Annotated in this window: 14 protein-coding genes; 8 read left to right on the top strand and 6 right to left on the bottom strand. The window is 33.0% G+C overall.

Annotated elements, in window-relative coordinates:
* The first annotated feature begins 33 nt into the window (after positions 1-33).
* Together pckA and LBV24_RS02835 are read left to right on the top strand one after the other, a co-directional pair.
* The gene (gene pckA, locus LBV24_RS02840; RefSeq protein ID WP_224477075.1) at positions 34-1,653 is read left to right on the top strand and encodes a phosphoenolpyruvate carboxykinase (ATP); all 1,620 of its coding nucleotides are present in this window, start codon (positions 34-36) and stop codon (positions 1,651-1,653) included.
* A 122-nt stretch (positions 1,654-1,775) separates the two neighbouring features.
* Positions 1,776-2,261 (top strand): hypothetical protein, encoded by a 486-nt coding sequence (locus LBV24_RS02835; RefSeq protein ID WP_224477074.1) that lies wholly within the window; start codon positions 1,776-1,778, stop codon positions 2,259-2,261.
* Positions 2,262-2,319: 58 nt separating this feature from the next.
* Here the strand turns inward: LBV24_RS02835 and LBV24_RS02830 are convergent, their stop codons facing one another.
* Positions 2,320-3,069: a uroporphyrinogen-III synthase gene (locus LBV24_RS02830; RefSeq protein ID WP_224477073.1), complete on the bottom strand. Its 750-nt coding sequence runs from the start codon at positions 3,067-3,069 to the stop codon at positions 2,320-2,322.
* A gap of 15 nt (positions 3,070-3,084) precedes the next feature.
* A complete protein-coding gene (locus LBV24_RS02825) occupies positions 3,085-3,735 on the bottom strand; it encodes a DUF4271 domain-containing protein (protein ID WP_224477072.1) in 651 nt (216 codons plus the stop codon).
* Positions 3,736-3,882: 147 nt separating this feature from the next.
* On the opposite strand from LBV24_RS02825, the gene LBV24_RS02820 reads away from it, so the two are divergent.
* Genes LBV24_RS02820 through LBV24_RS02810 form a run of 3 tightly spaced genes read left to right on the top strand, consistent with a single transcriptional unit; the run spans position 3,883 to position 6,410 of the window.
* Positions 3,883-4,608 (top strand): polyprenol monophosphomannose synthase, encoded by a 726-nt coding sequence (locus tag LBV24_RS02820; RefSeq protein ID WP_224477071.1) that lies wholly within the window; start codon positions 3,883-3,885, stop codon positions 4,606-4,608.
* A gap of 4 nt (positions 4,609-4,612) precedes the next feature.
* Positions 4,613-5,956, top strand: a complete 1,344-nt coding sequence (locus tag LBV24_RS02815; RefSeq protein WP_224477070.1) for a dihydroorotase — start codon at positions 4,613-4,615, stop codon at positions 5,954-5,956.
* Between the two features lies 1 nt (position 5,957).
* Positions 5,958-6,410, top strand: a complete 453-nt coding sequence (locus LBV24_RS02810; RefSeq protein WP_224477069.1) for a DUF4296 domain-containing protein — start codon at positions 5,958-5,960, stop codon at positions 6,408-6,410.
* 1 nt (position 6,411) lies between these two features.
* Here LBV24_RS02810 and LBV24_RS02805 read toward each other — a convergent pair whose 3' ends face one another.
* Positions 6,412-7,431 carry an NAD-dependent epimerase/dehydratase family protein gene (locus LBV24_RS02805; protein WP_224477068.1) on the bottom strand — a complete coding sequence of 340 codons (1,020 nt, stop codon included), beginning with the start codon at positions 7,429-7,431 and terminating at the stop codon, positions 6,412-6,414.
* A gap of 87 nt (positions 7,432-7,518) precedes the next feature.
* On the opposite strand from LBV24_RS02805, the gene tyrS reads away from it, so the two are divergent.
* Positions 7,519-8,817, top strand: coding sequence for a tyrosine--tRNA ligase (gene tyrS, locus LBV24_RS02800; protein WP_224477067.1), 1,299 nt, complete (start codon positions 7,519-7,521; stop codon positions 8,815-8,817).
* Between the two features lie 107 nt (positions 8,818-8,924).
* On the opposite strand, the gene LBV24_RS02795 is transcribed toward tyrS, so the two are convergent.
* On the bottom strand, positions 8,925-9,905 hold the full coding sequence (locus LBV24_RS02795) for a LuxE/PaaK family acyltransferase (protein WP_224477066.1): 981 nt from the start codon (positions 9,903-9,905) through the stop codon (positions 8,925-8,927).
* A gap of 72 nt (positions 9,906-9,977) precedes the next feature.
* Positions 9,978-11,813, bottom strand: coding sequence for a T9SS type A sorting domain-containing protein (locus LBV24_RS02790; protein ID WP_224477065.1), 1,836 nt, complete (start codon positions 11,811-11,813; stop codon positions 9,978-9,980).
* Positions 11,814-12,046: 233 nt separating this feature from the next.
* On the opposite strand from LBV24_RS02790, the gene LBV24_RS02785 reads away from it, so the two are divergent.
* Both LBV24_RS02785 and LBV24_RS02780 read left to right on the top strand, forming a co-directional pair.
* Entirely contained in the window at positions 12,047-12,733 is a 687-nt protein-coding gene (locus LBV24_RS02785; RefSeq protein ID WP_224477064.1) for a response regulator transcription factor, read from the top strand.
* A complete protein-coding gene (locus LBV24_RS02780; RefSeq protein WP_224477063.1) occupies positions 12,733-13,776 on the top strand; it encodes a sensor histidine kinase in 1,044 nt (347 codons plus the stop codon). Before LBV24_RS02785 ends, LBV24_RS02780 begins: the two co-directional genes overlap by 1 nt.
* Here the strand turns inward: LBV24_RS02780 and LBV24_RS02775 are convergent.
* The gene (locus LBV24_RS02775; RefSeq protein WP_224477062.1) at positions 13,759-14,817 is read right to left on the bottom strand and encodes a glycosyltransferase; all 1,059 of its coding nucleotides are present in this window, start codon (positions 14,815-14,817) and stop codon (positions 13,759-13,761) included. The genes LBV24_RS02780 and LBV24_RS02775 overlap by 18 nt on opposite strands.
* Positions 14,818-14,857: the final 40 nt, after the last annotated feature.

Genomic DNA, 14,857 nt, shown 5'->3' with positions numbered 1-14,857 from the left:
TTATAATTTTGCGACCTAAACAATACTAAAATTATGGCAAACCATGCTTCATCAGCGAAAACGATTTCGTTAGATAAATATGGCATTAAAAATGCTCAAATTCACTATCAACTTTCACCAAAAGATCTACAGGCTATAACCATTGAAAAAGGAATGGGCCGTGAAACCAATAATGGAACTTTGGCAATAAACACAGGTAAGTTTACCGGCCGTTCTCCAGAAGACAGGTTTTTGGTAAAAGACAATTATACTGAAGATAAAATATGGTGGGGAGATTCTAACAAAGCAATCTCACCAGAAAACTTTAACTTTTTGCAAAGTGAAATAGAGCAATATCTATGCGAGAAAGAGCTTTTTGTAAGAGATGGATATGTATGTGCAGATCCAAAGTATAAAATGAATGTTAGAACTGTTACAGAATATCCATGGTCTAATATGTTTATTTATAATATGTTCTTGCGTCCAGAAGAAGAAGAACTCGATGGGTTTGAAGAAGAATGGCTCGTATTATGTGCACCAGGTTATGAGTGTCTAAACCCTGAGCAACATGGATTAAGACAAGGAAATTTTTCGATTCTTAATTTCACAAAGAAAATTGCACTAGTGGCTGGTTCTGCATACACTGGCGAGATGAAAAAAGGAATTTTTACTGCATTGAATTTTATTTTACCAGTTGAGAAAAATGTATTACCGATGCACTGTTCTGCGAATGTTGGTGATAATGGTGAAACAGCAATCTTCTTCGGTTTATCAGGAACTGGAAAAACCACATTGTCTACAGACCCAAATAGAAAGCTTATCGGAGACGATGAACATGGTTGGACTGAAGAGAATACAATCTTTAATTTTGAAGGAGGGTGTTATGCGAAAGCTATTGATTTAAGTGAGGAAAAGGAGCCAGACATTTATAGAGCCATAAAACCGGGAGCCATTCTAGAGAATGTAATCTTTAAAGAAAATGGTGAAGTTGATTATATGGATAGCACAATTACTCAGAATACACGTGTAAGCTATCCGATTTATCACATTGACAATATACAGCAACCATCGTTTGCAGCTAATCCCAAGAATATATTCTTTTTAACCGCAGACGCCTTTGGAGTGTTGCCTCCAATTTCTAAGCTGACTCCAGCTCAAGCAGCTTATCACTTTATTTCTGGTTATACAGCTAAAGTTGCTGGAACTGAAGCAGGAGTGGTTGAGCCACAACCATCGTTTTCCGCTTGTTTTGGAGCGCCATTTATGCCACTACATCCAACAAAGTATGCAGACATGCTGAGTAGAAAAATGAAAGAGGCAGGAGTAAATGTTTGGTTGGTAAATACGGGATGGACAGGTGGACCATACGGAGTTGGAACAAGAATGAAGTTAAAATATACACGTGCAATGATTACTGCAGCCCTAAATGGGGATTTGGGTAATTATACTTATGAAGATTATCATATACATTCAGTATTTGGTGTTGCACAACCTAGAACCTGCCCTGGTGTCCCAACTGAGGTTTTAAGCCCAAGAACTACATGGAATGATGATGACGCCTATTATAAAATGGCATTTAAATTATCTAATTCCTTTAGACATAATTTTAAGAAGTTTGAGTCTTATGCTTCTGAAGAAATCAGACGTGGAGGCCCACAGCGATATGCATATTAATTTAGGTGCGATAAATAAAAAAAGCGATTCTAAAGAATCGCTTTTTTTATTTGTTAATTGTTTGATAATAAATTATTTATATATTTAGAACTGATAACAAGACTTGAATTATTCAAATTAATATGAAAAATAAGTTCTTCCTAGTTCTATTTTTAGCCTCTCTTCAACTATCGTTTTCTCAATTTAAAAAGAAATATTCAATCTATTTAAACTTTGATTCATCAAAGGGGCAAATGATTATAACAGAAAAGAAAATGAGTGATTCAATTTGGGTTAAAACGTTTAACTTTTCCAAAGATGTCTCAACTGAGAATTGTAAATCTGCACTAACAATTGACAGTAATGGAAGGTTGATTAAACAAAAGGATAGAGGCAATACAGAAAAAAAAGAAGATAAAATTATACTTTATCATTATTCATACAGAAATAAAATAGTTTCATTAGATCAATTACCACAGTCTAATATTATTGAATATGATGATTTTATTAATTCTGAATTTATAAGTTTTAGTAAAATTCTGAAAAATGCGGAAAATGTTTACGTAATTGATTCGGGTGAATCCAGAGATTCTACTAATTCTATTAAAGCCTATCAAGTTGTGTTTTAAAACAAAAAAGCTCAACCAAAAGATTGGGCTTTATGTATTCTTATTTCTTAACTTCTTCCTATTTCCCTTTGTTTACAGAATCAATATATTTCTGTAATGCCATGGTCATTGAAGGTGTTTCTGGTGTTGGAGCAGCAATATCTACTCTTAATCCTTTTTTCTCTACAGCCTTTACTGTTGTGTTACCAAATACAGCTATGCGCGTGTCGTTTTGTTTGAAATCTGGAAAATTATGAAATAACGAATCAATTCCGGATGGGCTAAAGAATACTAAAATGTCATAATACACATCAGCTAAATCAGATAAATCACTTATTACGGTTTTGTAAAAAGTGGCCTGTATCCAGTTCACTTCAAGATTATCAAGAATTTCTGGGATAATAGGCTTTACCTTGTCAGTTGTAGGAAGTAAAAACTTTTCTTCCTTGTATTTTTTGATTAATGGAGTTAAATCTTCAAAATTACGTTTACCAACATAAATTTTGCGTTTTCTATACACAACATATTTTTGCAAGTAATAAGCAACTGCTTCTGATTGGCAGAAATACTTCATAGAATCAGGAACCTTAAAGCGCATTTCTTCCGCAACTCTAAAAAAATGGTCAACAGAATTTCTGCTGGTAAGGATTATTGCAGTAAACTTGCTTAAGTCAATTTTTTGTTGTCTAATATCTTTGGCAGATACTCCTTCAACATGTATAAAAGGTCTAAAATCTACTTTTACCTTTTGTCTTTCTTGGAGATCAAAGTATGGAGAGTTCTCTATTTTAGGCTCTGGTTGCGATACTAAAATTGTTTTCACTTTCATACGTCTTTCTTTGTTTTATACGTTATAGTCCCTAATTATCTTATACAAAAGTATATAAGGTCCAATTTCGAGAGCGCAAAGATACAACAAAAAATAGAATAAATTAAGATTTATTGTGTTTTGATAGGTTTTAAACGAACTGTAAAATCCAATAAGATTCAATAAGCAAATGACACAAATTACTGAGATTATGATAATTTCTGGAGCGCTATTTGTATAAATTAAAAATAGGTTGGCTACTAATAAAATTAACCCTGAATAATTTTTAAATGTAGTTTTCTGAAATAAATAATCATCTATAATATTGTCAATTTCAAAAAGGCTTGCAACTAGACGTTCCACCAAAACTTTAATAATTAATATAGTAGCAATTGCAAAGCTTAACTTCAAAAAGGAAATCAAATTAAATTCTATAGTTTCAACAAATTGAGCATAGCAGAAGTATATAAATATACTGAGACAAACTGTGAAATTAAAAAATAAGAACCCATCAAACGTATCAATGAATTTTTGATCCCTAGAATAGATTTTCAGGTATTTTGAGTTGCCAACAACATAAAGAAAATCATTAAATCTTAGGCTATGAAGAGATTTAGCTATAACAACTGAAACTAGGGCTAAAACAATAAAAATTGTAAACCATTCATATGTTATAAATTCTCTCATGTCGCTAAATTATGAAGAAAATGTGGGATTTGTCAGATTAAAATAGGCAATAATCAAATAAACAAATTCCAGTATATAATCCATTAAAAACTTTACTTTTGTCAAAATTTAAGAATACTTAAAATACGACTTCAAATAATTGATTTAATGTCTGACGCTTTAGTAATTATTCCTACATATAATGAAATTGAAAATATAGAGTCTATTATAAGAGCTATATTTTCTCAAGATAAGGCATATCACATATTGGTGGTTGATGATAAGTCACCAGATTATACAGGTAAAAAGGTAAAGCAGCTACAAACGGAATTTTCAAATTCCTTATTCCTATTGGAGCGCAAGGGGAAAAAAGGTCTCGGATCTGCATATATTGAAGGGTTTAAATGGGCTTTAGAACGATCTTATAGCTACATTTTCGAAATGGATGCCGATTTTTCACATAATCCAAAAGATCTCATTAAATTATACGAAGCCTGTGCTATAAATGGAGCTGATATTTCAGTCGGTTCTCGATATGTAAAAGGTATTACTGTTGTAAATTGGCCAATGTCAAGAATTTTATTGTCTTACGGTGCATCCAAATATGTAAGGATGATAACCGGAATGACTATAAATGATTCAACGGCTGGTTTTATTTGTTACAAGAGAGAAGTTCTAGAAAGTATAGATTTAAATAAAATAAAGTTTGTGGGTTATGCATTCCAAATTGAAATGAAGTTTAAAGCTTACAAGAAAGGGTTTACAATTGTTGAAATACCTGTAATATTTAAAGATAGAACACAAGGTAAATCTAAGATGAGTGGAAGTATTATATCTGAAGCTGTGTTTGGAGTTATTAGTTTAAAATTAAAAAGTTTATTTGCTAAGTCATAATATCATGAAGCGAAATACCCTCATAAAAAACGCGAAAATTGTTAACGAAGGAATAATATTTGAAGGTGATATTCTCATTGAGAATAACAGAATCAAAGCGATAGATTCATCAATAAGTGTAAAATCCGCAGATATGACAGTGATTGATGCGGAAGGAAATTATGTTTTACCAGGCTTAATTGATGATCAGGTACATTTTAGAGAACCTGGATTAACTCATAAGGCAAATATTGAGTCAGAATCAAAAGCAGCAATTGCGGGAGGAATTACTTCTTTTATTGAAATGCCAAATACCAAACCTCAAACAACTACAATAGAAAAACTTGAGGAAAAGTTTGCTATAGCAGCAAAGACCTCTTATGCAAATTATTCGTTTATGTTTGGTGGTACTAATGATAATTTGGATGAGATTTTAAAAGTTGATCCAAAATCTGTTGCAGGATTAAAACTATTCTTGGGTTCGTCTACAGGAAATATGCTAGTTGATGATCCAGAAGTTCTAGAGAAAATCTTTTCTAGTACTGATATAGTAATTTCAGTGCACTGTGAAGATGAAGCTACAATTAGAAAAAACCTTGAAAAATATACGGATGAATATGGAGATGATATTCCAATGGAATTACATCCTATTATCCGCAGTGAAGAAGCTTGCTATTTATCCTCATCAAAAGCAATAGATTTAGCGAAAAAAACAGGTGCAAGGCTACACGTATTTCATTTATCTACAGGTAAGGAAACCAGTTTATTTACGAATAAAATTCCACTTAAAGATAAGAAGATAACAGCTGAGGTTTGCATTCATCATTTATGGTTTTCGGATGAAGATTACAAGACTAAAGGAAGCCGAATAAAGTGGAATCCAGCTGTAAAGACAGCAAAGGATAGGGATAAATTGTGGGAAGCATTGTTGGATGATAGAATTGATGTACTGGCAACGGATCATGCACCTCATACAAATGAAGAAAAGAATAATCCATATACAAGCGCACCATCTGGTGGGCCTTTAGTGCAACATGCACTTGTAGCATTATTAGAAGCACATCATAAGGGTAAGATTTCCATAGAGAAGATTGTTGAAAAAGCATGTCATAATCCTGCTATTTTGTTCGACGTTGAAAAACGCGGGTATATTAAAGAAGGTTATTTTGCAGATTTGGTAATTGTAGATTTAAAAAGCCCTTGGACAGTAAATAAGAGTAATATACTTTATAAATGTGGTTGGTCTCCATTTGAGGGGAACACCTTTAAAAGTAGGGTGACACATACATTTGTTAATGGTGAGTTGGTTTATAATAATTTTAAAGTTCTAGACGTTAAAGCTGGGCAGAGACTAACATTCAATAGATAGTATGTTAAAAAAGACAGTTGTATTAATATTAACGATGGTAATTTTCTTGTCTTGTGACAATAAAGATAGACCACCTAAACCATCAAATCTTATCCCAAAAGAAAAGATGGCTGATATATTATACGACCTTTATATTATAAATGCGGCAAAAGGTGTTAATCGAAAAGTTTTAGAAAAGCGTAATCTGGTGCCTGAAAATTATGTACTTACTAAATATGAGATAGACAGTATTCAATTTGCTCAGAGTAATAATTATTATGCCTTTGACACAGAGGATTATGCATCAATTGTTGAATCAGTAAAATCTCGATTAGAAGGAGAAAAGAAGGAGATTGAAGATCTACAAAAACAGGAACAAGTTGAAGCTAAACGAAAGAGAGATTCATTAAAAGCGCTGAATAAAGAAAAAAGGGAACAGAAAAAAGTATCGAAAGATTCTACGTCAATAAAGTAACTTAAGCCCTTAAATCTTTTATAAACAAACTACAAACTTCGTCTATAGAATCATCAATGGTCTTAAAATCAAAATTTAGTGCTTTTTTAATTTTTGAATTATCATATTTGGTGATGCTAACCGCGGATTTGGCTGTTTGTTTTGATAAAGTCCTGCGTTTTCCTAATAGTTTATGATTAAGCCAATCCAAACGCCATCCAATATTTAGTAACCATAATTTAGCTTCTTTTTTAGGTGGATTAACGTTCAAATATGAAGCAACTTTATATTGAAACTCCTTAAAACTCAAGTTTTCCGAGATGAGAATATAACCTTGATTTTTAATATCGCTTTTCATAAGTCCATGCATAATATGAACCACATCAAAAACGTCAACATAACCTACCACGCCTTTAACGTAATACTTCATTCCGTCATAGATTAATCTAAATAAATGACCACTACTACCACCATTCCAATGTCCTGCACCTAATACCACTCCAGGATTTACAATTACTGCATTTAGTCCCTCCTGTGTGCCGCGCCATACCTCGAGTTCGGCACCATATTTAGTTATGCGGTAAACATTATTGTCTTCCTCTGGATTCCAAGGTGTATTTTCATTTATTAATTCATTTTCATCTTCTGTGTGTCCTAAAGCAGCAATAGAACTCACATAGCACAATTTTTTAATTGAATGGCTGATGCAAAGATTAACAATATTAGCCGTACCCTCAATGTTAATCTTTCTAAGAAGTTTGTACTTGTCCGGTTCAAAAGAAACAAAAGCTGCACAATGGTAAACATGAGTAATTCCGATAAAAGCGTGTTGTAATTTTGGGATATCATTTAAATCAGCTTCAACCCAATCAATTCTTTCAAAAAGTGTTTCTGGTTCATCAGTAAAATAGGAGAAAACGTGTTCAACACGTTTTAAGGTTTTTTCTCGTCTATAAATTGCTCTCACATTTTCATTGTCACTCACCAATTTAAATAACAAATGAGAACCGACTAATCCTGTGCCTCCAGTAACTAAAATCATAATGCTAAATTACGTTTTTTAGATTTGTCTTTTGTCTTTAAAAGTGGAAACATATCTTTGCTAAAATTTAATCACAACTATTATAAAATGGGACAGAATTTTGTTGAAGAATTAAAGTGGAGAGGAATGATACATGATAGTATGCCAGGTGTAGAAGAACATCTTGCAGAAGCAATGAGAAGCGCATATGTTGGTTTTGATCCTACGGCCGATTCTTTGCACATAGGTAACCTTGTTCCAATTATGCTCTTAGCGCATTATCAGCGTTGTGGACACAAGCCAGTAGCTTTAGTTGGTGGTGCTACCGGAATGATTGGTGACCCCTCAGGAAAATCAAGTGAACGTAACTTGTTAGATGAAAAAACACTTCGCCATAATCAAGAAGCTATTAAAAAACAATTGTCTCATTTTTTAGATTTTGAAAGTGACGCTCCTAATGCAGCGGAACTTGTAAATAATTATGACTGGATGAAGGCGTTCTCCTTTCTTGGATTTATAAGAGATGTTGGTAAGCATATCACTGTAAATTATATGATGGCAAAGGACTCAGTAAAAAACAGAATTTCTAGTGAAAATACTAGTGATGGAATGAGTTTTACAGAGTTTACCTATCAATTGGTACAAGGCTATGATTTTCTTCATTTATATAGAGATCGGGATTGTACTATTCAAATGGGCGGGAGTGATCAATGGGGAAATATTACAACTGGAACAGAGCTAATAAGACGCATTGGAAATGGAAAAGGCTATGCAATAACTTGTCCTTTAATTACAAAAAGTGATGGCTCAAAATTTGGTAAATCTGAAGGTGGAAATGTTTGGTTAGATGCCAACCGTACTTCACCGTACAAATTTTACCAGTATTGGTTAAACTCTAGTGACGAAGATGCGGCAAAGTATATTAAAATCTTCACTTTTTTGTCACAAGATGAAATTGAGAATTTAATCAAGGAGCACGCAGAAATGCCACATATGAGATTACTACAAAAGAAACTTGCTGAAGAAATTACTGTAATGGTGCATTCTAAAGAAGAATATGAAAATGCAGTAAAGGCATCTCAGATTTTATTCAGTAAATCCTTTAAGGAAGATATTGTAACCTTAGGTGAAAAAACATTTCTCGATGTTTTTGAAGGCGTAAAGCAAGCAGAACTATCAAAATCAGAATTTGATGAAGGTTTAGATATGATAGGTGCTCTATCTGCTAAAACGGGTTTTTTAAACTCCAATGGAGAAGCACGTAGGGCATTGAAAGAAAATGCTATAGCTGTAAATAAAGTAAAGGTTACAGAAGACTACCAACTTTCTTCAGAAGATCTTATTAACGACAAGTACATTATTTTAAGTAGAGGTAAAAAAACAAACTTCATTCTAAAAGTTATCTAAAAAGAGAATGCCCGAAAAAAATTCGGGCATTAACTAACCAATCAATCAACTAATGAAAAATCTTTCTTTTTCATAGCACTCAATTGGTCGGTTTTAATTTAGATTCCTTACAAAACCATAAGATTGCAGCCACGAATATCAGAATTGTCAAATCTGCCTATAATTTCAAAATCACCACTGTCATGCACTTTTCCTAAATCTTGCGTTGCAATAAAGGAACAAGAGTTTATATTGGCTAAATCAATGATATTAATACCACCTGATTTATTAGTTTTCTGAAGTGTCAATGCATCTTCAGTATCTCTAGTTAGTATCTTCATCCAAGGAGGGCATTCAAAAATACCATTACCTTTAGAATATGCCTGACTTAATAGTTCTGTCATGCCATATTCACTATGTATGTGATCTACACCAAATCCTTCTTTTAGGATAGTATGCAATTCAGTACGGATCATTTCTTTCCTTCTTCCTTTCATACCACCAGTTTCCATTACGATGGTATTTTTTAATTTAATGCTGTGAGATTCAACAAAATCTAATAAGGCAAAGGATACACCAATTAAAATAGTCTTCTGTTTTTGGGCTTCTAGGAATTGAATGGTTTCGGCTAATTCATCAAGATTTTTTAAATAGAAACCACTTTTAGGATGATTTGATTTTTGAATTAAATAATCAACCATATAAATCAATGAAGAGCCATCTCTTTCTAGATAAGATGGGAGTAAACCTAGTATCGCATAATCATCATTATTGCCATAGAAATATTCAAATCCCTTTTTAAAACTCGACTCATAAATATTTAAATCTGTGACAAAATGTTTACTAGTTACATTTCCTGTGGTACCAGAACTTGTGAAGACCTTCTGAGGCTGTTTTCTTGAACTCAATACCTCATGAGTTTTGAAAAATTGGATGGGTAAAAAAGGAATTTTTGAGATAGAATTAACATCTGATGGATGTTTATATAACAAATCACAAAAGGATCTATAAACAGGATTATTATCAAACTGAAATTTAAAAATCTCTAAGGCAAGAGATTCGAATTCCTCCTCTGATTTAATCTTAAAAATTTCATTATCTGATAGCATGATGCAAAAGTATGGAAAATAAAAAAGCGCAATCTGAACAATCAGGTTGCGCTTTTCATTATAACAATGCTACTATTTAATAACTAATTTTTTAGTAACTGACGCATTGTTTTGAGTAATCTTAACGATATATAAACCAGATCTAAGGTTAGATACATTAAGATTGTTATTTGAAAGTCTTTGATTAATTACCTGCTTACCTAATACATCAAATACTTGAATATCCATCACATCATTATTGGTAGACGTTATAGTTACGTTACCAGTGTTTGTTGGGTTAGGGTAAATATTAAACTCTCCAATTTCAAAAGATTCCAAATCTAATGTAAAATCTGACAAGCTTCTTGCAACTACTTGAGCGGTGCCAAAAAAACGGGAAACTATAACGGTTAGATCTTGGCTACCAGACGGAATTGGGGTTCCGATATAATTTGCGGTACCAAAATCTGATCTAAAAATCATTGTTCCTGAAGAATCTGTAATATCGTAATTTCCAGTACCACCTATGGCAGCAACAAAGTTGTTACCCACGTCTGCTGGATCAAAAGTTACATCATTTATATTTACTAATTCAGATTCATAGTCGTCTAAATTAGCAGTTATTGTTGCAATATCAACTGTAGGAGCTGATGGAGTATTACCTGTTGTGTCTGGAGTTCCCCAATCTGCGAATGTCGGCACAAATTGAAGGGTCCCATTAAATATTTCTAACCGTCCTCTAATATTTGAAACTGCATCTCCAATATTATACGTCTGTAATTCGTAATCTGCATCAAAAACTTTAATTGCTCCTGTAGCATCCTGAAAATACATAACTTGTTCGGTATCAGCATCGGTTGCAGTATTTATAACTTGACCAGTAACTCTGTAATAGGTATCAGGATCTACAGTTTGAAGTCTCAATGCTCCTAAATTAGCAACATTATTATATTGTGCTATGGTAATAGTAAACGAATAAATTACTGCTGGACTTAAGGAAGCCCCTGCATTGTCAACTAACTCAGATGTAAAATCATAAGTTTCTCCAGCTATTAAACCTGTTATGTCATATTCAACACCGTCATTAGCTGTATAAATATTACCTCCGTCATTATTTCCTGCGTTATTTATGTTCACTATCGACCATACTATATATCCATCCCCTTGTGTACCTGTACCAGGTTCTCCTACAGTAAAATTAGTTGTTTCAAAATCAATCGTAGCATTTCCTGGGACTGCTGTTTCAGGATCATCGGTAAAAGAAGAGCCATTCGCAGGAGCATCAGTTCCTGCTATTTTTAAAGTAGGGTCTGTATTAGGTGTTGTCGAATAAGTTCCATTAGGAAAAGGTGTTGAAGCCCCAGCATTGGAACTTTCACCATCTAGAACATTTTTTCCGCTATAGGTCCAGTTACTCAGAGTAAATGTGCTACCATCAGGTCCAGTACCATCAACTCTATACGCCCAACCGTCTAAATATTCCCATGGCTCGTTAGTACCATCGGTATTAATATCTCCAAAAGTATCTATTACCGTTTCTGCACCAGAAAAGGTTCCAGAGGCATCATAAAAAAGCTCTATAGCATCATCACCATTTACATTTGTAGCAGATGGATGGGTAATATCTGGATTAAATCCAAACCATGTATTAAAATCTCCAGCATTTGCTTCATATGCAACATATATAAAATCTCCTAAAGATGCCGTACCAGATAATTGTACTTCAGATCCGTCGGTTCCTCCACCGTTATTAGCAGATCCAACACCGTAAAGTGACAAGTCTGGTATATTGGCAGTTGCATATAATTCAACGGCCTTTGGTGAGCCACCTGGCAAAGTAGCATCAATGACTCCTGTTAGTATCAGATCTTGTCCATAAGAAAGACTTGAAATTAGAATAGCGCTTAAAAAAAAGTAAAGTTTTTTCATAATTGATTAAAATAAAATTAGTCCTTAAATATAAGAACTATTTATGATTAAAAGGAGGGAATTTTGTTAACAACCTACAATTTTACAATAGCATAACATTGTTTAAAAATTGCTATTCAAAAGGATGTAATACCGAATATTCAATGTTAGGGAATTGTTATCAATTGTTACTATATATGACACTTAATAAAGATATATTTTATATTTACAAATCTTAAAACATTATTGTAGGATTGAAGAAAAAGGATATAAAAATACTATTGGTTGATGATGAGCCGGATATTTTAGAAATTGTTGGTTATAATTTGTCATCACAAGGTTATCAAATTATAACTGGTGAAAATGGTATTGAAGCTGTTGAGAAAGCCAAAACACATAGACCACATCTTATCATTTTGGATGTAATGATGCCAGAAATGGACGGCATTGAGGCTTGTGAAAAGATTAGAGAATTACCAAACCAAAATGATACAATAATAACTTTTTTAACAGCAAGGGGAGAGGATTATTCCCAGGTTGCTGGTTTTGATGCTGGTGCTGACGATTATATTGCAAAACCAATTAAACCAAAGGTGCTCGTTAGTAAGGTTAAAGCACTGCTAAGACGCTTGAAGAAACAAGATAATACCAGAGATAGTGTTGTTAAAATCGGAGACCTTGTTATTTACAAAGAAGAATATAAGATTACCAAAAAGGGTGAAGAAATAACTTTACCACGAAAAGAGTTTGAATTATTATCTTTGCTAGTGACCAAGCCTGGAAAAGTATTTAAGCGCGACGAGATTTTAGATAAAGTATGGGGCAATGAAGTTGTTGTAGGCGGAAGAACAATAGATGTTCATATTAGAAAGCTCCGTGAAAAAATCGGCGATAATTCTTTTAAAACTGTTAAAGGCGTTGGTTACAAGTTTGTTGATTGATGCAAGGAAGTAATTTTAAGAAAACCTATAAGTTCGCTACAATAACATCGTTATACGTAACGATGTTTACAACGCTCCTTGTGAGTGTTTTTTTATGGTATTACCATAGTTTTAATTGGCAGGTGATCTTCTTTGCACCCATTTGCTATATCGTATGTTTTTTTGTTATTCAGTATAGAGTTGAACGTTTTATTTACAGAAGAGTTAAGAAAATCTATGATGATTTAACACTTTTAGAATCTGCATCCTTAAGACAACAGCCCATAACTACGGATATGGGAACACTTACCAAAGAAATTGATAAGTACGCGCGAGATAAAAAATTAGAAATTGAAACGCTTAAGGTCAGGGAAGAATATCGGAAGGAATATATGGGTAATATTTCCCATGAAATGAAAACACCATTGTTCACAGTTCAAGGCTATATCTTAACCTTGTTAGATGGTGGCATGGATGATGAGAAACTCAGAAATAAATATTTAAACAGAGCAAGCGAAGGTGTTGAACGATTAATTTATATAATTAAAGATTTGGATATGATCACTAAATTAGAAGTTGGTGATCTTAGCCTAAACAAGGAAAAATTTGATATTGTAGAATTAGTAAAGGGTGTTTTTGATTTATTTGAAATGAAAGCCTCAAAAAGGAAAATCACCCTAACTTTTGACATGGATTATAACCATCCGATTATGGTTTATGCAGACCGAGAAAGGATTCAACAAGTACTTACAAATTTGATTGTAAACTCAATAAAATATGGTCAAGAAAAGGGTACCACCGAAGTCAGTATAGAAAACCTAATAAAGAACAAGGCTATAGTTAGAGTAACTGATAATGGAGAGGGTATAGATAAAAAAGATCTTCCAAGACTTTTTGAAAGATTTTATAGAGTAGATAAAAGTGGTTCTAGAAAAGAAGGAGGTTCTGGTTTAGGGCTTTCTATTGTGAAACATATTATTGAGGCACACGAAGAAAAAATCTACGTTGAAAGTCAACTTGGAGTCGGTAGTGAGTTCTCTTTTACTCTAGAAAAGGCTGAATAGATTTTCATAGTCTGTTTGAAATGGACTTGATTTAAAACCTGAATAATCTTCAATAGAGTTTAGCATTTCTATTTTAAAATCATCTTGATTACAACTTGGGATAATTTTATCGTCCTTAAGTCGACGTGCCAAGTACTCTTGTTCAAATTGGCCTGGAGTTGGAATAAAAAAGGCCTTCTTCTCTAATTTTGCTAAATCCATAATAGTGGTGTAGCCGGATCTGCTCAAAACTAAAGCACTCTCGTTTATAGACTTCTCAAGTTCTTGAGTAGTCATATAATTATATACGGTTAAATTATTTTGAGTTTGTTTTGTCTGTGAGTTTTTGATTAAACCTCTTACGAATCTTACATTTCCATTAAAGTGTTCAAGTTCATTAAGTAATTTCTGTTCTAAAATTGTACGTTGAGGTTCTGGGCCAGATAGTAGTACAATTAAATCGTATATTTTATTGGTTTTTTGTTTTTGGAATCTACTTAGCGGACCAATATATTTTAATTGTATTTTATCAAATGTTCCATGCCCCAAATCACCACTTAAGTTATTTGCTCCTTTATGATCTGGCACCCAGCATTCATCAAATTTTGAAATGATATTTTGATGTAATTTAGTACTCAACCATGTTGTTGAACCACTTAAAACTTTTAATTGATGTGTAATAAATATAGTAGGAATATCTTTTGCCCTAACACCAAATCGATTGTCTGAAATTATGCCAGATAGACCTTCTGTTTCTGCCAGTAACTTAATTAATCTTCTCTCTTTTTTTATTGTTTTCATAAAACGAGGTGAATCAGAAAGCAGTTTTTTTCTAAGGCCTTTCCCTTTTTTTGGATATGTAATATTATATGAAGGCAGTTCAATGGCATTTAATTCAGGAAACTCTTTTTTCAATAATTCTAAAGCATCACCATCACTTGCAATTATAGGCTCAAAATTATAATCTAATAGTGCTTTGATTATAGGTATACACCGAGTTGCATGGCCCAAACCCCAATTTAGAGGTGCTACTAATATTTTTTTCCGACCATTATTTTCCAAAAAACAAAGTTGTTTTTAATTATTCTGAAACAAAGATGAA

Origin of the sequence: Winogradskyella vincentii (assembly GCF_020166345.1) — a bacterium.
In the GTDB taxonomy this organism is placed as follows: domain Bacteria; phylum Bacteroidota; class Bacteroidia; order Flavobacteriales; family Flavobacteriaceae; genus Winogradskyella; species Winogradskyella vincentii.
This window is presented reverse-complemented; position numbering and strand designations above follow the sequence as displayed.

What these genes read in the sequence shown, in the direction of transcription:
- pckA (WP_224477075.1), top strand. Translation starts at nt 34, where the DNA reads ATGGCAAACCATGCTTCATCAGCGAAAACGATTTCGTTAGATAAATAT.
- LBV24_RS02835 (WP_224477074.1), top strand. Translation starts at nt 1,776, where the DNA reads ATGAAAAATAAGTTCTTCCTAGTTCTATTTTTAGCCTCTCTTCAACTA.
- LBV24_RS02830 (WP_224477073.1), bottom strand. Translation starts at nt 3,069, where the DNA reads ATGAAAGTGAAAACAATTTTAGTATCGCAACCAGAGCCTAAAATAGAG.
- LBV24_RS02825 (WP_224477072.1), bottom strand. Translation starts at nt 3,735, where the DNA reads ATGAGAGAATTTATAACATATGAATGGTTTACAATTTTTATTGTTTTA.
- LBV24_RS02820 (WP_224477071.1), top strand. Translation starts at nt 3,883, where the DNA reads ATGTCTGACGCTTTAGTAATTATTCCTACATATAATGAAATTGAAAAT.
- LBV24_RS02815 (WP_224477070.1), top strand. Translation starts at nt 4,613, where the DNA reads ATGAAGCGAAATACCCTCATAAAAAACGCGAAAATTGTTAACGAAGGA.
- LBV24_RS02810 (WP_224477069.1), top strand. Translation starts at nt 5,958, where the DNA reads ATGTTAAAAAAGACAGTTGTATTAATATTAACGATGGTAATTTTCTTG.
- LBV24_RS02805 (WP_224477068.1), bottom strand. Translation starts at nt 7,431, where the DNA reads ATGATTTTAGTTACTGGAGGCACAGGATTAGTCGGTTCTCATTTGTTA.
- tyrS (WP_224477067.1), top strand. Translation starts at nt 7,519, where the DNA reads ATGGGACAGAATTTTGTTGAAGAATTAAAGTGGAGAGGAATGATACAT.
- LBV24_RS02795 (WP_224477066.1), bottom strand. Translation starts at nt 9,905, where the DNA reads ATGCTATCAGATAATGAAATTTTTAAGATTAAATCAGAGGAGGAATTC.
- LBV24_RS02790 (WP_224477065.1), bottom strand. Translation starts at nt 11,813, where the DNA reads ATGAAAAAACTTTACTTTTTTTTAAGCGCTATTCTAATTTCAAGTCTT.
- LBV24_RS02780 (WP_224477063.1), top strand. Translation starts at nt 12,733, where the DNA reads ATGCAAGGAAGTAATTTTAAGAAAACCTATAAGTTCGCTACAATAACA.